Origin of the sequence: Flectobacillus major DSM 103 (assembly GCF_000427405.1) — a bacterium.
GTDB classification, from domain to species: Bacteria; Bacteroidota; Bacteroidia; order Cytophagales; family Spirosomataceae; genus Flectobacillus; species Flectobacillus major.
Genome location: NZ_KE386492.1, coordinates 126397 through 151045, shown reverse-complemented (window position 1 = coordinate 151045; position 24649 = coordinate 126397). Strand labels below are relative to the sequence as shown.

The window sequence follows — 24649 nt, the reverse complement described above, 5'->3', positions numbered from 1 at the left end:
ACCATAAATATATGATACTATTTTCTGACATACATAAGCAAAAGCTTGTAGAACCTTGTAGGTTACTTGGGGCTATTTTGTGCATGGCTACCTTGTCAAGCTGTGATAAAGTGATTGACGAAACAAAGCCTACTGCTCCGCCAACGATTCCACAAGCTAGTACCGAAGTTTTTAAGCAAACTTATCCAGGGGTTGGTGCTTTTATTTTTGAACCTTTGGAAAAGGATAAAACTTGGCAGACAGCCTTTGCTACATCGGTAGGTAAGGTTCTTTCTTTGGTTGATTATCAAGGTGAAATTATTGATTCTAATAATTTGGTTGGTATGCCCAAAAACTTACCAGAGGCTATCAAACAGCACTATTCAACTAATTATAAGGATACTCAATTGGTAGCGGTGTACGATTTGATGAAGTCGGCAAGTGTAACAGATGGGTATAAAATGGTGGTCAAAACAGCGAATAATAGCATCTTACATTTGTATTATGACGCTAGTTATAATTTTGTTAGAGAACAGGTTGTTCCAGCCGAAAAATATTTAGCTATTATTTTTACAAATACCGAACAAGTCACTTACGATACACAAATCCCGATGGTTGTTAAGCAATTTGTTAGTGATAACCAGCTCAAAAGTGCAAGTATTATTGTATATCAGTTGGTAGATAAATCCTATAAAATCGTCTTGAATTATAGGGAATTATTGAATGGAGCTTTACAAACTTCAGAAATATTGATTTCCGAGACGGGTCAGGTTTTGCAGTGGGTATCTTTTATCGAGAATAATTTTGCTTACAAAATTTTGAATAAAACGGCTGTGCCTGCGGTAATTACAGCCTATTTGCAGACAAACCTTCCTGCTTGGCAGTTTGATTATGGGCTTACCAAAACCATTTTTGGTCAAAATACAACCACTTTTGTAGCTATAAAAGTGGGACAAACAGATGGGTATGTGATTATACATGAGCAAGCCCAACAAAATGATTTAATGATTATACATACACAAGTATTAGCCGAAAACCAACTGCCCGATGTTGTCAAAAAAACCTTAACAGCTACGTTTCCTAGTTGGGGGGTAGTCAATGCTACAGTTGTATATAATCCTTATAACCCAAGCTCTGGTATTGCTTTTGAACCTAATCATTTTCAGGTTGAAATCAAACAAGGTAGCAACCGCCATGCAATTCGCTTTGCTAGCGATGGAAAGATTATTTACCAGTATCAAATTCAATAAATGGCAAAAACTTAGCCTAGATAATGGTTATTTTAATCATCGTTCAGAGATTTTTGCATATTACTATTAATAAATGCCCAATAACGAAAAAGATTTAGTCATTGCTTGTCAACGCAACGACCCCAAAGCACAAACAGCCTTTTATAATCTATACAAAGGTCGGCTTTTGGGGGTATGTAGGCGTTACGCACATACAGTGGCCGAAGCAGAAGATATTTTCCAAGAGGCGTTTATCAAAATTTTCAAGCATATTCATACCCTCGAAAACATAGACGCTGTTAATTATTGGGTAAAATCTACGGTGATTCGTACTGCTATTGACCATTACAGACATGCGATTCATGAACGAGAACAGATGGGGTATGAACAAGCCGCTGATATTATAGATGGCCACGAAGATATATTTTCAAGTCTTGGACGAGAGCAAATATTGCAGGTTATCAACGCCTTACCCGATGGCTATAGGTTGGTTATCAACTTATATTTGATAGATGGCTATAATCATATCGAAATAGCTGAAATGTTGAATGTTACAGAAGGAACATCCAAGTCGCAGTTGTCGAGAGGGCGAAATTTATTGAAAAAAGAATTACTAAAGATTGGCTATCAAAAGGTCTGAAAAGTACATATAGGCCAAAAGCCAAAATGACAGCTAATAATATCGTATTACAGCAACCCAAAAGGAGAAAATAAAAATGCAAAATCCAGAAGAAGAAGATAAACTCAAACGCCTGCTCCAAGATACATTCTCGGATTATGAGCCTGAGCCATCCGAACAATCATGGGAATATATCAACGCATCTATTCGTCCAAACGAGGCTGTTAATACCAAGCCGACAAAGCGGGTTGTTTTGGCTATTATTGCCTTGCTTTTGTTGTTGAGTACCGCAGTATTTTTGACCCTTAAAACCTCAAAAGAGGTATTGGACTTTAGTAGTTCAACCCCCAATGCCAATGTTTTGAAAAAGGTTCGTATAAAAGAAACCATAAATAAAAAAGCTCTTGTAACAAAAATAGAAAAAGGGCATATTTTTCATAAAATACCTACCAATAACCAGACTAATCATTTTGAAGAGAAAATAGAAACTAAAAATCGTAACGTTGCTCACGAAAAATTACTTGTCAATCGCAGTGCCAAAAGTATAGTTTCGGTCGAAAAAAAGGCAAATGAAAAGTATTTATTACCTCAATTACCAACACCTACCAAGCAGCATATACAAACTGATTTAGCAGATGAATTAGTTGCTCAATGGCCTATTCGTCGGGCCGATATGAGTCAGATATCCATTGAAAATATGGCTATTTTGACAAGCAAAAAAATGCTGTTTGCCAAAAACCATTTTGTGTTGCCGACGATTCCGACAATTACCTTGAAAAAAACAATAAAACCTGTTATCAAATCTACCTATTTGAGTATGGGTATTACGCCTTTACAAACCTACAGAATCCTAAAAATAGATAATCCAGAGGTACTGAGTTTGCAAAGAAGTAACTTGTTTGACCCAGAACGCAATGGATTTGCTTTTGATATAGGTATCACGAAAGACATCAATACGACATGGAGCTTTAGAGGAAACCTTTCTTATGTTAGAATGCGTCAATGGGTTGAATATCAGATTTCTACTGATAAAATATTGGTAAAAAATATTGCCCAAAATAATGCTCTTGAGCAGGTAGGGCAACGTAAAATCGAGAGCGAAAACCTAGAAATGATTGGTATTGAGGCCAATGTACAGCGGTTTTTGAGTATATCCGAACGCAACCGTTATTTCATCGCAGCGGGGTCTCAGTTGATGTACAACCCCGCCAACCGCCAAATCAATACTTTTTTGAATATTTCTGGAGGAATACGGCATACTATCAGCCCCAATTGTTTTCTGACGGTAGAACCTACCGCAAGTTATTTGCTCAACAATATTAATCGCTCAACTAGCTTTATTCAGGCCAATGCCTACAACTTAGGTTTAAAAATAGGACTCAACTTTAAAATTCAATAGATTATCCTAAGGTGTTTTTAGGAAAATAAACCATTCAAAAATATGAAAAAAATTACCTTTCTATTCGCTATACTACTAGCGATGTCGGGCGTAGCTTTTGGGCAAAAAGCCCCTAAGTTATTATGGGAACGACAAGATACTTATTTAGAAAATGATGTGCCTTATACTCCACTGGAAGTTACGGTATCTGGCAAAACAATCGTAACCGTTTTAAGTGGATTTACAGGTCAAACAATGGGCTATCGTATATTCGATAAAGATGGAAAAGAAATAGATTTTGCGTATGGAAGGGTATTTTCTAAATTGAAAAGAGGTAAACAAGTTAGCTGGGTATTTACACCTGATAGCCTATTGATATTTAACCAAGAGCTATCACTTGTTAAGGCCCTCAAACACAATATGCCCAATATTATTTCATCTACAGAGGTGTCCGATGGTATTGTTTTTTATGCTGAAAAAGCCGTTTTTAAATATACTTTTGGAGGTACTATGCTTTGGCAATATACATCTAATCAAAACATTATAGGCCTTGCTAATAGTAAGCTTACTCTTTTCAGACTTGAAAGTGGTGAGTATCTATTTTTAGATAGCTTTGGTAAAGAAAAAATGAAAGTACCCATACTAGGAGCTAGCGGCTCAGGCTTTGGCAAAGAACCAATGGCCGTTATTAAATCGCCCGATGCAGGATTTTGGCTAATCGGAAGTAAGGAGGTTTATAAATATGATTCTTTAGGTGTACAAACGGGCTATGTTGATTTTGTGAAAGAAAAAATAGACTCATATCCCTTTTTTAGTAACAAAGGTAGTATTGTTGCTAACAACAACGAAGAAGTTTCTACCAGCTCTATTGTATTGGTACACCAAAAACAAGATGGTTTTTATCTTATCAAAATTAATAAACTAGGTCAGTATCAAACCGTTAGTTTTAAAGACAATAACCTCTTTGGAGCTTACGAACCCGCTACCTATCAGGTTGATGAGGATAGGGTAATGTTTCAGATAAATGCCAATTCGGGGGCAAAATTCGTGGGGGTAGGCAACTTCCAAGAACCCAATAAAGGATGGGTAAAGCAGATAGCTAATTCAGACTATTTTGTGGGTTTTAGTGGCTATGTTTTTACACTTCTAAAAGAAAAACCTAGAGCCGTTGCAAGTGATAGAATTACCTTCAACGAAGTAGTAGCCTATGACCTTTCTAGTAATATAAAGTGGTCTTTTAAAGACGATACTATTTATTACCCAACTATTAGTCCTGATTTTTTATTTATCAACCACGGACAGTTTTATTCAAAAGTTCGTATCAATGATGGTAGCTTGGTTTGGAAAAAAGCCAAACCCGCAGGTAGCGACAACGACTATCACTTTTTTACCAGCGATACCGAAGGTAATGACTATTGGATATATTCAACAGGATATGGCCAAAACACCAAGATTGATTTTATTTCAAAATCAACCTACCAAACATCAAGGTTTTTTGACTATCCTAAAAATTACTATCCATTGCGGTCTGGATATTATATTGACACTAAAACCAAAACTTTTACAACTATTACAAACGGCGAAGACAATAGCTATAATTCACATATTTTACGCCAATACTCTACTCGCTGCTTTTATAATAATGCTACTTCTATAGAAGCCGCAGGAGCAACAGAAGTATGTTCGGGTACAAAAGTGTCATTATCGATACCCAAACAAGATGCCACAACTTATCAATGGCAAAAAGATGGTAAAGATATGCCTTTGGTCAATAGCAATACTTTTGTTGCAGAAACTTCGGGTTTATATTCGGCTATTGTTCGGGACGAAATATGCCAAAGTCAAACCGAAACCAATATTATTAAGGTAACGATAAAACCTACACCAGAGGCCACTATTACTACCGATGTCAAAGGGGTTGTCTACGAACCTTTTAAGGTAAAAATGACTGCTAATACTGGAGTAGGCCTGAGTTATCAATGGTACAAAAATGATTCGCTTCTGGCCAATGCAAGTACGTTTGTTTACGAGGCTCAAAAATCGGGCAATTATCGGGTAAGTGTGTCAAAAGACGGTTGTACAAAACTTTCTGAACCACTAAAAATAAGTATATCAATTCCTTTGTCTAATGAGTTGGTTTTTGAAGATGAACAAGTAAAGATATACCCCAACCCCAACAATGGTAATTTTAGTATAAAACTTTCCGAATTATTAAAAAATGCTGATATTCAGCTATTTGATACTTTGGGGCGAACGTATCCTTTCACTAATACCAATCAGCAAATACATACGGAAGGACTTATTCGGGGAATTTACTTTTTAAGAATTAGCCAAAATGGTAGAAGTATTACACGCAAGGTAGTAGTCGAATAAAATTTATGAGATAACCTTCTATCAAAATTTATAGAATTTTAAGAGCAAGTAAGCCCAAACCAAATAATACCAGAGTCCCCTAGTCTAACAAATTCTCAAATCCAGAAAACCCTGATGAATTATTACCGTTCAAAGTCAGGGTTTTCTGGATTTATAAATTAAACCTGATACAATCAGGTAGCCTCAGAAAATCCTGATTGTAAAAGTGATGGAATAAAATATATTTTCTATATTTGTATCGTGTACGATATAATTGTGAAAAATATAAAATATGAAAACTTCTGCAATACAAACTTTCATGAGAATTACACTAGGGCTTTTGATGACTTTGGCAGGTATTGGTCACTTGACCTTCCAACGCCAAGAGTTTTTGGCACAAGTACCTAGCTGGTTACCTCAAAATGCGGGTTTTATGGACTTTGTGGTACTTTCTTCGGGAGTCATAGAAATTGCATTGGGCTTGGCAATGATTTTTTTTGCCAAACAAAAAGTGGTCGTAGGCTTATTATTAGCACTTTTTTATGTGCTTATTTTCCCTGGTAATATTTCACAGTATGTCAATGACATATCGGCATTTGGCCTAGATACCCAGCACAAACGCTTGATAAGATTGTTCTTTCAGCCTGTTTTAGTGATGTGGGCATTGTGGGCTACTGGAGCTTTAAAGTATTTAATTCAACAAATAAAAGAAAAGGAGAGTATGAAAAATACCAGTTTTTATGATTTATCAGCAGATGATATTAAAGGCAAACCACGCTCGATGAGCGAATTTCAGGGGAAAGTTATTGTTGTGGTAAATACCGCTAGTAAATGTGGGTTAACGCCTCAGTTTGAAGGGCTTGAGGCTTTGTACCAAAAGTATAAAGACAGAGGATTAGTAATTTTAGGATTCCCATGCAATCAGTTTGCTAATCAAGAGAAAGGAAGTTCGGAAGAAATACTCGAATTTTGTCAAATGAATTACGGTGTGAGTTTTCCTATGTTTTCTAAAATAGATGTAAATGGTTTGGATGCACATCCTATCTTTACATTTTTAAAGGCAAAACTAGGTTTCTTTTTGTTTAGAAATATTAAATGGAATTTTACCAAATTTGTGATTGATAAAAATGGTAAGCCTGTCAAGCGATTCTCGCCGATAGCCAAACCTGAAAGTATGGACACTTTTATTGAAAAATTGTTGTAAAAAATGAATACCGACGGTACAGAACTTTTTCTCGAAAATCAGCTTTGTTTTCCTTTATATGCGGCATCGAGGCTCACTACTCAAGTCTATAATGTATTGCTCAAAGAGGAAGGCTTAACATATCCGCAGTATTTGGTACTACTGGTTTTGTGGCAGTATGGAAGTTTGTCGGTCAATGAAATTTGTCAGAAACTACTCCTAGAATCCAATACAGTAACGCCTTTGCTCAAACGATTGGAAGAAAAGCTACTGCTAAATCGTAACCGCTCGGAGGCCGACGAGCGTGTAGTTATGGTGTCGTTGACCGAAAAAGGCACTATGTTACAGCAAAGGATTGCTCAGATTCCTCATTCTGTTATTAATTGTTTTAAGGATGAATCTATTAGTTTGGAAGAAATCATAACACTCCAAAAAACACTTTTCAAGCTTATCAATATCTTGAATAAGAAATAGTTAGAGTAATAGCTTTATAGGTTTAGGCATTAATCCACTGATGCCTGAACCTATACATATTGTACAGATAAGCTCCGCAGTCTTCAGCAATTCTGCTTCGTATTTTACTGTATCTGTTCAAAATCTTCTTTTTTAGTAAAATAAGTTAATCCTAAAATCAACACAATTGTACTGATAAAGGTAACTTTTTGCATTATTGGCAAAATGTCGTAACTACCTGACCCATAAAGGTATAGGGTATAATAAAAAATAAGAAGACCAAACACACACAGGTATTTGAGTAATGTTAGCTTTGATTTCAAAACAAAAACCGTAATGTAAAATAAACTCACAAGAAACATCGTACTAGCTATGGTTATCATAATATCATGCAGCGGTGTAACGATTAAAAACATAAATACCATACCACCCGCCCCCAAATATCGGATAATCATCGAAGCACTTTTTACAGGTATTTTTTGGGAAAATGCTATAAAAAAAGTAGCAAAACTCAGTGCCAAAAAAATCATTCCTCCATCAGCCCATAGTCTGGCAGGGTTATCCAATCCGTTTACAGCTTTTTCGGCAAACAAATTACTGATAAAGTTTTTTGACCAGTCAAAGCCTACAGCATTTTTGTTGGACAACGACCCCCCAGGATATACCAAGGTTGCTATCAATAATAGTAATAATGCAACGATTATTCCTATTAATACAAAATGTTTTTTGAACATACTTCAGTTTTTTAATTAGTTTTTCTATTGGCTATTTAATAGAAAACAAAGTAAAGTTAAACAGCTTGATAACAAAAAAATAACCCTACAAAATGTATCGTACTTTTGTAGGGCGAATATAATTATGTGATTCAAAATTTAGCTTTGGCGACATATCTACCAAGTATAATTGGCTATAAAATTCCACTGCGACATATTTACCTTGTTGATAATATACCGCTGATTATTATAGGTATTTCCTTGACTATCTTTTCGGATAAACAGTATTTGAGTATTTAATCCTTTGAATATGCCCTTGAAATTATAGTTGATACTTGCCATAAAATGGGTATAATCGGCAAAACCATATTTGTTGAGCTGTGTATTTTTTATATTGGGGAAACGGTAATACCCGTATCCAAGCTCTGTTTTTAGGTTTTTGTTCTGAAATGATTTTCCCAGCCGCATACTATATGACCACACATCGCCAGCACCTTCGTTGCGTTCACGAGGGAGAACCGTATAAAATTGTTCTACGCCCCATTCTCTGGGCATCAAATACCTGCCATCGGCTGTAGTTCGTCCAAAGTTGAGCGAGCTTTCCCAGTTATTTGTCCAGTAGCCTATACGTGTATTGAGTATCCACGAGCGATTATTATTGGGAAAATAGCTTTTGGTAATATCGGTGTTGCCACCATTGCCCACGCTATTTTGATGGACAGCAAGCCCACCCAATAATAGTTTTTGTTGATGAGCCAAATGCCAAGTATATTCTGTTCGGCAATATGCTGTATTAAAAATATTTTCTGCCAAAATATTACCTAACAATAAGGTCAGGTTTTTGTTAGGCTTGTAATAAATATCTATCATACCAATCCCAGCACTACTGGTATTATGGGCATATTGTGATTTTGAACCGTCGGGATTAACGCCAACAGGATAAACACCTATCGACTGCCCCACGGTGTACCAATGTGTGGTAGAGCGTGGCGAAACCCGCCAAATACCATCTATTTTGATTTGCCATTGTGTATTTGGTTGTAAATCTAGGGCTAAACCTTGTACCAAGGTAGGCGACATTCGGCTATCTTGGGCATTAATAAAGCTATTTTTTGGGGTATAGTTGCCCAGCCAAATGGCTGATTTTTTCCATTGATATTTAAGGTACAGTTCTTGTATACGAAATATTAGATTTTTTCGACTAGCATTGGCCATGTCAAATAGCCCCATTTCGTAACGATTGGGGTTTTGGGTAGTTGGGTCGGGCTTTGTAAAATCGGGAGAAGAAATATTTTGGTTTGTCAATATCTGAACATTGAGCTGAAAGCCTTTGTATAAAGCCGAACGATAGCCCAGTCCAAGCCCAAAGGCCGTAGCCCAATAGTCGGAAAGCTCGTTTTGATTGTCGGTACTAATTGACATCAAACGAGCTTGCCCCGATATTTTACCTTTCAGCAATGCTTCAGTAAATGTATTAGTGTCTTGTTTAACAGAATGGATTCCCTGCTGGGCCAAGCCAACCAATGAAACATTGATGAGAAATAAGAAAAGTAGCTTCCTGAGTAACATTTTCTGGATAATTATGTAATTAAGTATCCAAAGCTACCTACGTAAAAAATTATCTTACGTGATAAATGTTACACTGAATTCCGTTTCAAAATAAATTAAAACCCTGTTTTGATATATGACCAGCCTTTTGCCTTTTCGGACAATTTCGATGAAAGCAGCAGCTACAACCATAGCCTACAGTAAAATTTGGCCTTTGTTTTATTTTGACAAACAACCCAAGCAACACTTGTCTGTATTTTGGGTTCAATATCGAACTACTAAAATCAAAGAGTAATTTCGGAAATTATTCGAGCGATGCACCAGCAAAAGCCAAACATTGTATGGCCGATAAGCCCCATTGTGCTACTGCATTGGTAGAAATCCCAACGCCTTCTTCAATAGGATTTAGTACTACGGGTGTTGCAATTACCTTAATTTGTTTTGATGTTTTTTTGATACCTCCATCGCCTGCATAAAACTCTTGCCATGCCCTTTTGGCGAGCTGCGTATTTTGTGTGCGTTGAGCGGCAAAAGCTGTTAGGCGGGCGTGTCCTTGCTGTAAATTAAGCTTACCCAAATCCTGACCTAACAAAGCTTTTTGTTCTTGTGAGGAAGCGTTGTATATGCGACAATAGTTGAGCCAAGCTTTTTCAAAAATAGGCATGTCGATCAATGCTACTAATTCAAAACATATTTCGGCCAACCCAAAAACAGCACTTAGGTGCGAAACCGATATTTGGTTTGCATCTACGGGCTGAAATTTGCCCGTAGCTAGGCTCATAATAGCCCCACCATGAAAAAAACCATTGGGTTGTTCGGCTATAGTTTTCATACTGTTGAGCAACTTAGTCTTGGTTTTCTCTTGACCTGTACGTTCCCATTCAGTAAGCCATGCCGAAGCTAATGCTCCCCAGTCTGTACCAAACGACACACTCGCTAATTCGCCTTTTGGGTCATTTTTTGGGGCTTTTTGTCCAATTTTTCGCCCAGGAATAACGGTACGGAGTGTTTTGTCGGCATCTATTTGTTCACGCATGAGGTCGCCAACTCTTTCATCGGCAGTAAGGTAGTAATAAAACCTACGGTTGGCTGCTGTACTAATACGCAATTGCTTGGCACTACAACCCCAATGCTGTACATTATGGCGTGACCCAAGCGGGCTAAACCGCCCTATATGATGGACATCTACCTCGCCAGTGTGTCGGGTCATGGCTTCGGCCATTCTAAAAACGTCGCTTCTACCTGTCCGCAAGTAATAGTACCAAAGCCATAAGTCGGTCGATAGCTCAGAATTATCCCATGCAAAACCACCTACATCATATCGCCAAACGTGGCGGTCGTGGTCGTAGGTGTGCATAACATCTCCGTAGTTCCAGAAGCCGTACCAATGATGTTGCTCTACTTGTTTTTTATAAAAATCAAAATAAAAATCTAGTTGTTCTTCAATAGCCTTTTTCTTTTCCGACGATTTATCGGGCAAAGTAAAAGCATTGCCAAATACCCCTACCGATGCCAAATATTCGGGCGTAACAGTCAGCAATGGCGGTGTTTGTATTTGTTGGGCAATTAGTGCCAATTGTTCGTGACTAGGCGTAGTATTTAATGCCCAAAGTTGTAGCTCGCTGGTACGGGCTACGCCAAAAGGACGGCCAAATTCGGGTTCATAGTCTTCGTAAGTAATATCTAGGGCTTCTCGTTGTTTTTCAAAAGTATCTTGCCCCATACCATCATGATAAAACCTTAAATCCATTGCAGGGGCTTTGGGAGCCCAAAACCAAAGTGTTATTTCGGCTTGTGACTCATGGGCATTGCGAATATCTAATTGAGCAGGATAGCTTTGCCAAAAATTACGCAACCCAAATACCAAACCGCCTTTGGGTGAACCAATATAAGCTGTACCACTCGACCGCCCGCCATATCCCGACTGGAGCCAAGTATGTCCTGCCTTGGTTCTTTTCTGAATATCGAAAGCATCTGGCGAACCTTGAAATAGACTATAATCGCCAAAAGCAGGAATGTATTTTGACAACCTCTCGATATTTTCGGGAAGGTTATTTACGGACTTTCCCGCTATCTGGGCTTCGGTAGCAGTTTTGCCAGGGTCACGTCTAAGCCCAGTCAGCCCCTGAACGGCTTCGCCAAAAACACCATTATTTTCGCCCACAAACCGAATATGTCGGTTATACAAAGCGTCGGTAATAGGTACTTCAAAGCGTATGCCTAAGCCTTTGATAAAATCTTGATTTTCGTTGCCGTCATAAATAATAGTGTGTATTATCCGAATAGATTCGGCTTTTTCGTAAAAGTATAGCCGAAGTACAAAAGGTAATAACTGTTTGTTTTGACTACTTTCATGAATCCCTTCGATTTTGATAACGGCTCGTACATCACCCTTTTGTTCGACACTTGCATGGGTAATTTTACTTTCTAACCAATCACTTTTGAGGCTTTCACCGATTTCTACTTCGGCTTTATCTTGGATTTGCAAAACTAGTTTTCCATTAATAGCAACAGTATTTTTTTCAGCATTTTGCAAAATACTGATTAGCTTAGTGCCTTGCTTTTGTACCTGACAAAATAATTTACCTGTGTCTATCGTAATTCGGTCTTGGTAGTCTGTTACTTTCAGTACGCCATTTTGAGGGGCTTTTTGAGCTACCTTTAGTTGTATAGCTTGTGTTAGTGCTGTATTGGCACCAATTGCATGGGCTGTCCATTTTATACTCCCGTCGGGCCAGTATGCCAACGGCCATGTTTGTGACGCAATGTTTTGATTGTTGTGTTGTATCTCAAAACTACTGGCTTTCTTGATTTGTCCTTTAGGCCATGGAACGCCCCAAGTTGTACCTTGCAGAGAGCCGGTATTTGGCTGTTCGAGCCATTTTAGAGAAATATTATTGGGGTCTAATGGCTTAGGCTTAAACTCTTTCTGAGCCTGAGCTTTATTGACAGCAGCCAAAGATATACCCGAAGCGGTAATCATGGTATTTTTAACAAAATCTCGTCTGGAAAAAATTTTACTTTTATTCATACAACAAATGTTTTGAGGTAATTTTTGAATAAATAGATCTACAAGAGTAGGAGTACTGAGCTTTGAAAATCAAAAGATTGGTTATCAACTGATTCCAGCTAAGTTTTAGTGCAGGGTAAGTTTAAAATCCCTGTAGTATTGTTTGGGCATGAGGACAATAGCATTGTTGCTTCAATGCTATTGTCCTATTGGCTAGTGGCAAAAGTTAAAGCAGCTTTATGCTAAAAATCCCATAATATTGTAAATCTTATTTTGCAATGTTCGCAACTAAATTTGAATACACCATCCTGTTTCTGTCGGTACGATACGGAACAGATATATAAAAAGTACCTTGTACCTTTGTTTTATACATCAAAAAAAACGTGTAGCTCATGAAAATATTAGGAACAATGGGATTACTTATTATTTGTTTATCATGTACATCATTGTTTAAGAATCGCGGAAAGATACTATTTGAAGACCATTTTCCTGAAAATCTTAATGCCAATAATTGGGTCGTAGAAATGGAAAAACTCCCCGATTCAAAAGTTTATACTGCACAGCAATCTTTGGTATTAGATACCAAAGGCGGTGTAACCGTTTGGCTCAACAAGGTACTGCAAGGCAATCTAAAAATCACTTACAAACGAAAGGTGATTCTTAATGGAGGGCTAAATGATAGGCTTTCAGATTTGAATCAGTTTTGGCTAGCCCAAGTACCACCTCATAAAAGCTTGTTTGGACGTTCGGGCAAGTTTGAAGAATACGATGATATAAGTATGTATTATGTAGGAATGGGCGGTAATTATAATACAACAACTCGTTTTAGAAAATACGATGGCAAAGGCAATAAACCCCTGATTCAAGAAAAAAACGATACAGCCCATTTATTACAGGCCAACCACGAATACTTGGTTACGATTGTAATAAAAGGCCAAACCACAAGTTTTTGGATTGACAACGAAAAGGTTTTTGAACACTTGGACATCAATATTCCTACGTCATTCTATTTTGGGTTTCGTTCTACATTTTCACATCATGAAATTCGTGATTTTAAGATAATAAGGTTATAATGTAAAACTCTCTCGTAGTTATTTTAGGGCATATTTTGAAAAAAAGCTATTGAAATATGCACTTTTCTGCATATTTTGTTATAAAAAAGCTGTTAAGTATTATATTTGTATATAAAAACGCATTATAATGCACAAATGAATAAAGAAGAGATAGGCAGAAAAATAAGAAGTCGACGCAAGGTTTTGAAGGTTCGGCAAAATGATTTGGCCGAAATTTCGGGTGTTGCCCTACGAACAATCGTGGCAATAGAACGAGGTGAGGGCAATCCATCGCTCGATACTCTGCTCAAACTAGCTGAGGTATTGGGTTTGGTGTTGGTTGTAGATATAAAATAAGCGTGAACAGATATGAGAAAGGCAACTGTATTTTTTAAGGAGCAAAAGGCTGGAATTTTAGAAGAACTTCCTAATGGTTTTTTGTTCACTTATACCAACGATTATTTCCAAAATGCCCAACAGAAAGCTATTAGTGTTACCTTTCCTAAAATACAGCAACAATACTTTTCGCCAACGCTGTTTCCTGTTTTTTTTAATATGCTACCCGAAGGAACTAATAAACAAAATATTTGTCAAGCCCTAAAGATCGACGAGAATGATTTTTTAGGTTTGCTATTCGCTACGGCTCATTTTGACACCATCGGAGCAATTACTATCCAAGCTATTCATGAATGAAAATACCCTAAAATATTGTCCAAGTACCCTAAAAGAAGGTTTTTCGAGCTTTAGCCCTTTGGCATTGCGACGGCTTTTTCAAGGGAAAAAGGTATCTCATATTCTGCCTTTTACACTGGCGTTTGAGTTACCAGAACAGGCTGCTATGCAATATCTATCTATATCGGGGGTACAAGAAAAGTATGGCTTAACCATAGATAAAAAGTTACTTAGGTTGACCCGTGGCGGAGAGAAGGGACAATATATTTTGAAACCAATTCCCAATAATCACCTGAAGTTGGTACAAGAAATACCTGCTAATGAGCATCTTACCATGCAGATTGCCAAGCAAGTATATGGCATAGCAACAGCCGAAAATACTTTGGTGTTTTTTCAAGACAATCAGCCTGCCTATTTGGTAAAACGTTTTGACTATGACCTACATGGCCATAAATTACAGGTAGAAGACTTTGCTACATTGGCAGGTAAATCGGCACAAAAAGGAGGAAGTGCATTGAAATACGAAGGTAGTTATGAGGATATGGCCATGTTGGTAAAACAGTTTTGTGCGGCATCGCCAATAGAATTAGAGCGATTGTTCCAGCAGATTCTTTTTAACTATCTGTTTTCTAATGGTGACGCACATCTAAAAAACTTTTCCTTGATAGAAACACCCAACGGCGATATGGTTTTGTCGCCTGCTTATGATTTGTTGTGTACTCGCTTGCATGTCAACGACTCGGATATGGCTCCACAGGAGGGGCTTTTCTCGCTAGATTATGAAACGGCATCGTTTCGGGCAAATGCTTTTTATGCTTATAATGATTTTTTTGAATTTGGGCTTAAAATAGGGCTTATCGAGAAACGTGTAGAAAAACTACTGTCTTTTTTCCAGCAAGATTACGCCTCAACGCATCAATTGATACAAAATTCCTTTTTGTCGCCCGATAGCCAAAAGCAGTACACAAGTCTGTATTTTGATAAGTTAAAACGACTCAACTATATTTTTCAGGAATAAATAGTGGAAACTTGATTTTTACTAGCAACTAGTATTGAATTTTTGTCTAACGTTTTAATTGTAATGGTTTTGCTATCGGGTATTCCCACCAAGTAAGCACGCAAGATTTCCCCTTTTGTCGTATATCTAACATCGGTTGCTTAAACATGCCCTATATTTTAGGGTAAATGCGTGGTAAAATTTTATAAGGTTACTAGATTTTTAGTATTGTGATGATTAGTTGAAATAGCTCAAAAAAACATAATTCATCCCGAATTTCGGGATGAATTATGTTTGAGAAAAATACTATTTATCCTAGATACCCCAACTAAGCAGTCTTACTTAACACTTGGGTATTGGCTAGCCATTGGCTGGTCAACGTAATATCTTCTTGTGTCAAATTATGGCTTGTACTTAGCAAATAGGAGCTTATGGCAAAACCTGCTTTTTCCAAAGCCTGTACATATTCGGTTGTGTCTGCTACCCTAATTGTTGGGTCATATTTACCTGTACTGATAAAAACGGGTGTTTTTTCAGTATTCCGAAAATCAGGCAATTGCTTGAATGGCTGCATAGGTCGGTACAAAATAGCACCAGCCAAAAAGTTGGGATATTGTACTAGCGTAGCCCCTGCAATATTCGCTCCATTAGAATAGCCCAAAGCTATAATTTTGGTACTATCAAAACCTTCTATCACTGATAACTCTTTGATAAAACTTACCATTTCGTCGGTACGAAAGGCCAAATCTGCTTCATCAAAAATACCCATTCCTAAACGCCTAAAAAAGCGAGGCATACCATTTTCAGTAACGTTTCCACGTAAACTAAGAATATTGAACGAATCGCCAAACTCTTTTGCCAGTAATAACAAATCGTGTTCGTTTCCGCCTGTGCCATGCAGCAGCAAGAGTGTTGCTGTCGATGGGTTTGTTGCAGGCTGGAATATATATTTCATTGGTTGAAAGTCCATGATAATTAATTAAATAAGTGAAACAAGATGTTTTTCTATGTCTTTGCGTCTTGACTCGTATTGAGCAGGGAGTTTCAAGTTTTGACCTAGTTCTTCCAAAGGCTCATCAACGGTAAATCCTGGGTTGTCGGTAGCTATTTCAAACAAAACGCCGCCTGGCTCTCTGAAATATAACGAATGAAAATAATTTCGGTCAATCTGTGGTGTAATATTCAAGCCAAGACTTTCGATTTTGGCACGGAATTTCATCAACACTTCGTCGTTTTTCACCCTAAAAGCCACATGGTGAACAATACCGCCTGCTACTAAGCCACGGTGCTCGTCGGGTAATTCTACCAAGTCAACAATAGCTGCATTTTCAACGGCATCGGTAATATAACGATAACGATTTCCTTCTTTTTTAAAGAGTTTATAATCAAATACTTCTGTCAAAATTGCCGCTGTAGGGGCAACATCGTTTAGTGTGATAGTAATGTTATGAAAACCCTTGGTAGCGACTTCTTTTTTGATTTCGTCGGTTTCCCAAGGTGTACGATTATCGGGTGTTTCCGATTCAATCAGCTCTAGTTTTAGTCCGTCGGGGTCGAGGAAAGTCAAATACTTTTCACCAAATTTTACCGAAGGTTTATTATAAATCACATTATGTTCTTCAAAACGTTTTGCCCAAAAATCAAGGCTTCCTTTTGGTACAGAATAACCGATTTCGGTAGCCATACCAGCTCCTTTTCTACCTCGGTGAACACGCTCGCCCCAAGGGAAAAAGGTAAGAATTGTACCAGCACTACCAGATTCGTCACCAAAATAAAAGTGATACGTATGTGGGTCGTCAAAATTGACCGTTTTTTTGATGAAACGAAGTCCCAAAGTTTGAGTGTAAAAATCAAAATTGCGTTTGGCATCTCCAGCTATCGCTGTAATATGATGTATGCCTAAAATTCTATCTTCCATGGCTAAAAATATGAGGGTTTTAATGATTCAAAATTAAGTGTTCAAAATTGCCTGAGCATTGATGTATGATAAGTAATGAAATTTTAGTAAGTAATTAATTCATTGATAACCAATAAAATAAATGACTCGTTTGGCTTTTTGTTTTGTTCACTTATTTAATGATTCAAAGTTAGTGCTTGCGGTATGCCTGTGCATTGATGTATGTTAAGTTCATGATTTTTTGAAAAATAAATCATAAAAAAAGGCTTGAAGCATTCCATAAAATGCTCCAAGCCTATAAGAAAATCACCTATTATTTATTTGCCTAAGTATTTTTTTAATTCTGCCGCAGCCTGTACAAAAGCCGAGCGGGTAGAAGGTTGTGTAGCTAGAGCATTTAAAAGACCGAAGTCGTGAATTGTACCATTGTAGCGAACAGTAGTTACAGGAACACCCGCTTGGTTGAGTTTACGGCCGTAGTCTTCGGCAGCATCTCTTAAAATATCATTTTCGGCAACTTGTATCAAGGTTGGTGGCAAACCTTTCAACTGCTCTACAGTGGCATTGAGTGGCGAAATATAAATCTCTTTGCGTTGGTTTTCATCTGTTGTATATTGGTCAAACATCCATTTCATTAAAGGAGTAGTCAAAAAGCGGTCTTGTCCAAACTGCTTGTATGATTCTGTTTCAAAATTAGCATCAACCACAGGCCACATCAAAATCTGCACTCTGATTTTAGGGCCATTATTTTCTTTGGCTTTGATAGCTGTTACGGTACTCATATTGCCTCCTACGCTATTACCTACAATAGCCAAGTTATCGCCATCTACGTTGATTTCGTGGCCATGAGCGGCCACCCATTTAGTAGCTGCATAAATTTCGTTAATAGCTTGTGGATAGCGTGCTTCTGGCGATGGCGTGTAGTTTACAAAAATACCTACAAAGCCAGAAAGTACCGATAAATCACGAACCATACGCTGGTGTGTTGGGAAGTCGCCCAATATCCAGCCACCACCATGAATAAATATAAAAGCGGGGAGTTTACCTTTTATACCAGTTGGCCGAACAATATTGAGTGTTAGGGTATAGCCATCGGCCTTGATAGTTTTTTCGCTAATATCAACCCCCGACATATCTACCTTAAATGCCTTCTGTGCGTTGACTAATACATTTCTAGCATCTTGTTTTGATAATTGCTCTACGGGAGTACCACCGCTATTGACTGCTTTCAAAAATTCTTTTACCTCTTTATCTAAGTGTGGGTCATTAGCATAAAAAGGAGCTTGTGCCAATAGTGAGTTACTTATCAATAGTAATGAAACGAATACCAAACTTTTGATAAAACTAAATCCTGTGTAATTCTTGGCTGCGTAAGCAAGTGTTGTTGGAGTTTTCATAATTCTTATTTTCTTTTTTAAAATGTTCTGAAGGTTTGTTTTGTCGTTGTTGACATTACAAAGTTGCAAGGAAAGCCCTTGGATTAAAATGGACATATCACGCTAGAAACAGGATGATTTTCCCAGAACAAGACAAAAAGAGGCAATAAGGATTATATTGACGTGAAATATATGCCAATGTGGAAATAAATATCGTGTTTTTTGTAGGAAAGCAAAGAATAGGATTGAAGAACTTTGAAAGTTTTAGGATGCACCTTGCCTTGAATTTATTTGGTAGTTACTATAAGGTGATTTTGTAATTATAGGAGCAACCGTAAAGGTTGCCCCTATAATGATTGATTACTTTACCACGCAACCACAAACGAATAATTACCCGACAATAAAGGTATTACAGCCATACCATTTTCTATTTTTACATTTTTCCATGTTTGAATAGCCTTACCTTGCTCGGTAACTTGGCTAAGATTTTTGGCTGGCAAATACAATGTTGCTGAAGTATTAGCAGGTACAGAGGTATTGTATAAAAATTGGTTGTTTTCTATTTTCCATTCGCTTGAGATACGCCCGTAAATAGAATCGTAATACCCTTTTGCATAAGTAATAGCTTTATTGGGGTCGGGTGTAGGCATAAGGATAAATTTTTTGAAGCCCGCTTGCTGTGGATGACGCTGAATACCTAACGAGTAATTATACATCCATGCCGCCACAGCTCCGAAGGAATAGTGATTAAAAGAATTCATACTATTGTTGCTCCCAAAACCATTTTCTATGGTATATGAATTGAGGCGTTCCCAAATAGAAGTAGCTCCATTAACTACTGAATATAACCACGAAGGATATTCTTTATTGACCAAAAGGCCATAAGCCAAATCATGGCTGCCATTGGCCGAAAGAGCTTCATTGATAGACGCTGTACCAATAAAACCTGTCATAAGCGAAAACGGAGGGCGTTCTATATTATCATCATCTTTATTTTTACGAACAATACTAGCTTGTAATAGTGCTTTGGCAAAAGGCTGATTTTCTTCATTGAAAACACCCAAGGCTAAAGGGATTGCATAAGAGGCTTGGGTGTCTATCAACTGGCCTTTATCTGATTTATCGGCTCCCTGTTGTTGGTTTGGAGGCCCTATAAAACCTGTTTTTACACCCGACTTTATGGTTTTATGCGTATTTTTATCTACATAAATATTGTTCCAAGCTTGCTTGATTTCTGTCATACGTTGATGAAACTGTGTAGCTTCATCGGTTTTTCCTAGTACTGTTGCTATTTGGCTTATAAGGTCTAAATCGTAAGCAAAATAGGCCATCCAAAATAAGGTATTGTCGTTTTTGTTCCCCTCTGGACTTAGCCAGTCGCCGAGTGGGCCTTCGTTGAGTATGCCTGTTGGTTTATCTACCTTCGTTTCCAAAAACTGAATATACCGTTTCATGGCAGCATAGTGTTCGGCCAATAATTGTATATCACCATATTGTCGATAGGTTTCCCATGCTACCACAATACCAGCACTACCCCAAAGCGTACCTCCAAATCCGCCACCTACAGGAGCAACATCTGTAAAACGGCCATTGTCGGGTTGAATATCACGCATTGCTAACAAATGCCTTCTTAAAAACAAATTGGCATCGGTCAAATAGGTAGCACTTTTCGAGAATACCGAAATATCGCCACTCCAGCCCATGCGTTCGTTTCTGGCTGGAGTATCGGTTGGGATAGATAAAAAGTTGCTTCTCAATGACCATGTAATATTTTGCCAAAGCTTATTTACTAATGGGTTAGAAGTTTCATAACTAGACGACAACTTATCTACCGAGCTGATAACCAGCCCTTTTACATTGTCGGGGCTAATAGGTTGTGTTAGTCCTGTAATTTCGACATAGCGGTAGCCATGAAAGGTAAATCGAGGTTGTATAACTTCGTTGCCACCCTTCAAGACATACTGGTCTTGTGTCAGAGCGGCACGGATATTCTCCATCATAACCATCCCTTCGTTGCCTTTATAATCGGGTAGGTGTGGATATTTTATTTCGGCATAACGCAAATTGATGATTTGTCCTTTTTTTCCATTTTTGATAGAAATACTTGGAAACCCAACCATATTTTGTCCCATATCGTACACAAAAATATGGGGTCTTACTTCTTCTACACTTTGTGCGGCAAGGGTTTTGACCAGCGTAGCATTTTCGCCGATTTGTCCAATAAGCTGAAAATCGTTGTAATTGAGGGCATTCTGTTTGTTGCCTTCGTTATAACTTGTACCTTCCAAAGGAACTTCAACCACAGGTTTCCAATTCAAAGGTTGATACGAAGCAGTAGCCCAATTTTTTATGAGAGCTTCTTTGTTGGCATCGTACACCTCGCCTTGAAAAAACGAACCATAGCGAACTGGGCCGTCTGTAAATATTTGCCAATCTTTTGTATTAGACGTAATTACCTGCTCTTGGCCATCGGTATAAGTGATAACCAATTTTGATAAAAAAGATTGGCGGTCGCCAAAGAAATTCCAATTTTCGCCACTGTAAGTAATATTACCACTCCACCAGCCTTCGCTCAGCCATGCACCAATAGCATTTTTTCCTTTGCCCAATGCTGTCGTAATATCGTATGTTTGGTACATTTGGTGTTTGTTATATTGGGTTAGGCCAGGGTTAAAAAAGTCATTGCTAACTCGTTGACCATTGAGATACACTTCATAAATACCCCGTGCGGTTACATAAAGTCGGGCCTTTTTGATAGGCTTCGGGGCAATATCAAATGTACTTCTAAGCATTGGAGCAGCATTTTTACTAGGATTGACCGTAAAAAAAGTATTTCCTTTTACCCGATAGCTATTTTCTTCGATAGCAATTTGGGGCGATTGAAAAATACCTTGATAGGGGCTTTGGCGTAGGTCTTCCGAAAACAATGTATTGGCGGGCAGCCTAAAGTTTTTGATTTGAATATCGGAAAAAAAAGCTGTTTGATTGGCATCTACTTTGAAGCCAATATCGGCTAGCATCGGAAAACTAATATAGTTATTGCCACTGCCTATAGGATTGAGGTTGATACCACGAGGCGAAAACCTTGACACTGGCTCGGAAGAAGAGTCTTTGAGTCGATGAGGTTCGTCGGTACCATCTATAAAAAACTCAAAAATACCAAAATTACAGGTTGCATAAATACTATGTTTACTATATTTATTGGCCTGATTGATAACCGACAGAGGAATATTAACGCTTTTAAATGGTTCATTTACTTTGTCGGTTGGGGCGTATCCTACCCGATAAATATGGAATTTTGCCAAGCCATCTGAACTATTATTTAGCCCCGAAATATCAAGTTCTAAGGCAATATAACCTTCGTTTGTTTGGTTTTGTTGACTCATCAAATTCAAATTTTTGTTCATCAAACGACTGTCGTTTGCTCCAAAAATAAAGGCTGCCTTGGTGCTATTGCTAGCCTGCTCTAGTTGTAGGGCAAATTGTAACTTGTATACCGACAAATAATGTGAATACAAAATCAAATCGTTGTTGTCGCCACCTATCCACTTAGCACCCGACCACGCCTCAATCTTGGGGTTCATCAAGCCCGTTTCAAACCAAGAATAGGCACTTGCCATTTTTCCAAAATTATCCCATACCAGTAGCTTCCAAGTATATTTTGTGGTAGGTTGCAATGTTTTTCCTGCATACTGAATAGCATGGGAAACCCCCGATTTAACGGGTTTGCTGTCCCATACAATAGTATTTTTTTCGTCGGTAACGATAATTTGATAAGCCGTTTGAAGGTATCCTTTTTGGGTATCGCTGGCTTTCATTTGCCAAGAAAACTGAGGAATAGGTAAATCTGTACCCAAAGGAGTAGTCTGATAATTTACCTGAAGTTTTTGTAAAGAAAAATTGGCAAAAGTAGGAAAACCAACCAAGAGCCATAAAATAACGAATAATGATGTGTATTTTTTCATAAATTATATTAAAATATTACCAAACCAAAGGTAGTATTTTAATTCTAGCAACTGTCATATACTGTCTATGTCGTTGTCTGAAAGTTGCGGAATTGCCCCAAATAAGCCTATTCTAAAAGAAAAAATATTTTTTGAAAAAAACTAGAAACGTCTGTCCTAATACTAAGTATGCAAACGACTCTCAAAAAGCTTTGCTATAAAAGCGAATCAGTATATATCAAAACCATTCATCTTTTGATACATGACAACGTTTATTGTTCACTTCTTACTTCATAAACCATGCAAAATATTACCCGAAAAACTTTTTTAGATCAATGTTTAGGCTTGGGCACATTGGCAACATTTGCTCCTATGCTTGCCAATGCACAATATAGCCGTACATCCGATGGCCAGTTTCTCTCCAAAATAGTACAAGCCAATAATCTGGAAGTATCACGGTTATTAAGTGTTTTTGTTACAGATATTACCGAAATACGCAGGCGATTGGGCTATGATTTTGCCAACCTTGCTGCTGCATACTGTGAGCCAAGTTCGGGTTATTACCAAAAAGAGGAACTGGTAACAGCCATGAGCAAAATCGTGCGGTTTATTTTAAAGGCTCAGCAAGCCGATGGAACACTCAACCTTGGGAATCTGGCTTCGCCACCCGACACCGCCTTTATCTTAGAACCACTCTGTATTGCGGCTACAATCCTTAATCGCCATAGTACTCCGATACTTGTTGAGGTAAAATCAATGCTCAATACCTTTATTCTGAAAGCTGGCGAATCGCTCCGACTTGGTGGTATTCATACTCCCAATCATCGCTGGGTTGTGTCGGCGGCTTTGGCACAAATCAATGCCTTATTTCCTAATCCTGCATACGTACAGCGTATTGATGAATGGCTTTCCGAAAATCTTTATATTGATACCGAAGGGCATTATTTAGAACGGAGTATGATTTATTCGGAAGTTATAGACCGCTGTTTTATTACAATGGCTCGTTTACTAAAACGCCCAAAGCTACTAGAGCCAGTCCGCAAAAACCTGAATCTCACATATTTTTATCTTGAACCTAATGGCGATTTGGTCACAACCGATTCGAGGCGGCAAGATCAGTTTGCTCCTATCAATATTCTTAATTATTATCATGATTATCGCTATTTGGCCATAAAAGACCAAAATACGATGTTTTCGACCATTGCTCTGTTGATAGAAAATGTAAAAGGATTTGAAGAGAAAATCATGGTCGATTTGCTGCCTTTTTGTTTGGAAGAGCCATTGTATTTACAGACACTTCCTCAACAACAGCCTTTACCAACAAGCTTTGAGAAATTTTTTAAGACAACTAATTTGGTCCGAATTAGGCGAAATGATACAACCAGTACGATTTTTGGTGGAGTCGATTTTCCCATTATTATTGCTTCGGGAAGGTCAACAAGCCCTAATTTTTTTGCTTTCAGAAAAGGAGATGCTATATTAAAATATATGCGTTTGTCTACTGACTTTTTTAGTACAGGTTATTTTCGTAGTCAAGGTGTACTTCGTCAAAATGGACAATATATTTTACACCAAAAAATAGAAGCCCCTTATTATCAGCCATTGCCTAAGCAATACAAAAAAGCCGATGGTAATTATAAGCACTCGCCAAGTACAGATGGAAGATTTTGGAATAAAATGGACTTTGAACATCGTCCACAAAGCAATATCAAAGCCCTTGAGACCAGTATTAGTATTGCTGAAAAAAATGGTGTCCACGAATTAACCTTTAAATCGAAAGGTACAGATGGTGTATCGGTAACGATTGAATTGTGCTTTAAAGAAGGAGGGCAGTTGACAGGGGTACAAAAAACGGAAAATCCACAAAATCATTATTTACTAACAGGAGAAACAGGGGAATATACTTTTGGAAAAGATACCATCAAGTTTGGTAAAGGGATTAATCGACATACCAAAATAAAAGGCTTGGAAGGCGAAATGTACACCTCACATTTTGGTACACTCAAAACCGAAGGTATCTATGTATACCTGACAGGTATTACACCCTTTGAGCATACCATTACGATTGAGTAATGTATTTAATAATACTATTTTTGGGGAAAATATTTTCTGCGTATATTTATGTACGTTATTTGTTTCGGTATTCGATAGCAGATACTAATCATAGAAGTCAGAATCAGGATTTACAAGCTTAAAGGGTTTTGAGGATTGATATTGGCTATTTGTCCAGTTAATCCAAAAATCTTG

At 37.8% G+C, this 24649-nt stretch carries 18 protein-coding genes; 11 read left to right on the top strand and 7 right to left on the bottom strand.

What is annotated here, in order from left to right:
* The first annotated feature begins 11 nt into the window (after positions 1 to 11).
* The 6 genes from FLEMA_RS0166520 (at position 12) to FLEMA_RS0166490 (ending at position 7214) form a co-directional block, all read left to right on the top strand.
* Entirely contained in the window at positions 12 to 1229 is a 1218-nt protein-coding gene (locus tag FLEMA_RS0166520) for a hypothetical protein (protein ID WP_026998167.1), read from the top strand.
* Positions 1230 to 1302: 73 nt separating this feature from the next.
* Positions 1303 to 1848 (top strand): RNA polymerase sigma factor, encoded by a 546-nt coding sequence (locus FLEMA_RS0166515; protein ID WP_026998166.1) that lies wholly within the window; start codon positions 1303 to 1305, stop codon positions 1846 to 1848.
* A 76-nt stretch (positions 1849 to 1924) separates the two neighbouring features.
* Positions 1925 to 3226: a hypothetical protein gene (locus FLEMA_RS0166510; RefSeq protein WP_026998165.1), complete on the top strand. Its 1302-nt coding sequence runs from the start codon at positions 1925 to 1927 to the stop codon at positions 3224 to 3226.
* Between the two features lie 42 nt (positions 3227 to 3268).
* On the top strand, positions 3269 to 5578 hold the full coding sequence (locus tag FLEMA_RS0166505; RefSeq protein WP_026998164.1) for a T9SS type A sorting domain-containing protein: 2310 nt from the start codon (positions 3269 to 3271) through the stop codon (positions 5576 to 5578).
* Positions 5579 to 5876: 298 nt separating this feature from the next.
* Entirely contained in the window at positions 5877 to 6761 is an 885-nt protein-coding gene (locus tag FLEMA_RS77330; protein WP_310587241.1) for a DoxX-related protein, read from the top strand.
* Between the two features lie 3 nt (positions 6762 to 6764).
* Positions 6765 to 7214, top strand: coding sequence for a MarR family winged helix-turn-helix transcriptional regulator (locus tag FLEMA_RS0166490; protein ID WP_026998163.1), 450 nt, complete (start codon positions 6765 to 6767; stop codon positions 7212 to 7214).
* Between the two features lie 104 nt (positions 7215 to 7318).
* Here the strand turns inward: FLEMA_RS0166490 and FLEMA_RS0166485 are convergent, their stop codons facing one another.
* The 3 genes from FLEMA_RS0166485 to FLEMA_RS0166470 all read right to left on the bottom strand — a co-directional run bounded on the left by FLEMA_RS0166485 (position 7319) and on the right by FLEMA_RS0166470 (position 12485).
* On the bottom strand, positions 7319 to 7927 hold the full coding sequence (locus tag FLEMA_RS0166485; protein WP_026998162.1) for a hypothetical protein: 609 nt from the start codon (positions 7925 to 7927) through the stop codon (positions 7319 to 7321).
* Between the two features lie 156 nt (positions 7928 to 8083).
* Positions 8084 to 9475, bottom strand: a complete 1392-nt coding sequence (locus tag FLEMA_RS0166480) for an OprD family outer membrane porin (RefSeq protein WP_044175614.1) — start codon at positions 9473 to 9475, stop codon at positions 8084 to 8086.
* Positions 9476 to 9758: 283 nt separating this feature from the next.
* Positions 9759 to 12485 carry an exo-rhamnogalacturonan lyase family protein gene (locus FLEMA_RS0166470; protein ID WP_026998160.1) on the bottom strand — a complete coding sequence of 909 codons (2727 nt, stop codon included), beginning with the start codon at positions 12483 to 12485 and terminating at the stop codon, positions 9759 to 9761.
* Between the two features lie 371 nt (positions 12486 to 12856).
* Between FLEMA_RS0166470 and FLEMA_RS75740 the strand changes: the two genes are divergently transcribed.
* The 4 genes from FLEMA_RS75740 (at position 12857) to FLEMA_RS0166450 (ending at position 15206) form a co-directional block, all read left to right on the top strand.
* Positions 12857 to 13537, top strand: coding sequence for a DUF6250 domain-containing protein (locus tag FLEMA_RS75740; protein ID WP_052354456.1), 681 nt, complete (start codon positions 12857 to 12859; stop codon positions 13535 to 13537).
* A 135-nt stretch (positions 13538 to 13672) separates the two neighbouring features.
* Positions 13673 to 13873, top strand: a complete 201-nt coding sequence (locus tag FLEMA_RS0166460; protein ID WP_026998159.1) for a helix-turn-helix domain-containing protein — start codon at positions 13673 to 13675, stop codon at positions 13871 to 13873.
* A 12-nt stretch (positions 13874 to 13885) separates the two neighbouring features.
* Positions 13886 to 14209, top strand: a complete 324-nt coding sequence (locus FLEMA_RS0166455; protein WP_026998158.1) for a HipA N-terminal domain-containing protein — start codon at positions 13886 to 13888, stop codon at positions 14207 to 14209.
* A complete protein-coding gene (locus FLEMA_RS0166450) occupies positions 14202 to 15206 on the top strand; it encodes a HipA domain-containing protein (protein ID WP_026998157.1) in 1005 nt (334 codons plus the stop codon). The genes FLEMA_RS0166455 and FLEMA_RS0166450 overlap by 8 nt, the downstream gene beginning before the upstream one ends.
* A 307-nt stretch (positions 15207 to 15513) precedes the next feature.
* Here the strand turns inward: FLEMA_RS0166450 and FLEMA_RS0166445 are convergent, their stop codons facing one another.
* From FLEMA_RS0166445 to FLEMA_RS0166430, 4 genes are all read right to left on the bottom strand, one after another.
* Positions 15514 to 16140, bottom strand: coding sequence for an alpha/beta hydrolase (locus FLEMA_RS0166445; RefSeq protein WP_026998156.1), 627 nt, complete (start codon positions 16138 to 16140; stop codon positions 15514 to 15516).
* A 24-nt stretch (positions 16141 to 16164) separates the two neighbouring features.
* Positions 16165 to 17103 carry a ring-cleaving dioxygenase gene (locus FLEMA_RS0166440; protein ID WP_026998155.1) on the bottom strand — a complete coding sequence of 313 codons (939 nt, stop codon included), beginning with the start codon at positions 17101 to 17103 and terminating at the stop codon, positions 16165 to 16167.
* A 296-nt stretch (positions 17104 to 17399) separates the two neighbouring features.
* Positions 17400 to 18479: an alpha/beta hydrolase gene (locus FLEMA_RS0166435; RefSeq protein WP_081681450.1), complete on the bottom strand. Its 1080-nt coding sequence runs from the start codon at positions 18477 to 18479 to the stop codon at positions 17400 to 17402.
* A gap of 344 nt (positions 18480 to 18823) precedes the next feature.
* A complete protein-coding gene (locus FLEMA_RS0166430; protein ID WP_026998153.1) occupies positions 18824 to 22423 on the bottom strand; it encodes a family 78 glycoside hydrolase catalytic domain in 3600 nt (1199 codons plus the stop codon).
* Between the two features lie 279 nt (positions 22424 to 22702).
* On the opposite strand from FLEMA_RS0166430, the gene FLEMA_RS0166425 reads away from it, so the two are divergent.
* Positions 22703 to 24475 carry a hypothetical protein gene (locus FLEMA_RS0166425; RefSeq protein WP_026998152.1) on the top strand — a complete coding sequence of 591 codons (1773 nt, stop codon included), beginning with the start codon at positions 22703 to 22705 and terminating at the stop codon, positions 24473 to 24475.
* Positions 24476 to 24649: the final 174 nt, after the last annotated feature.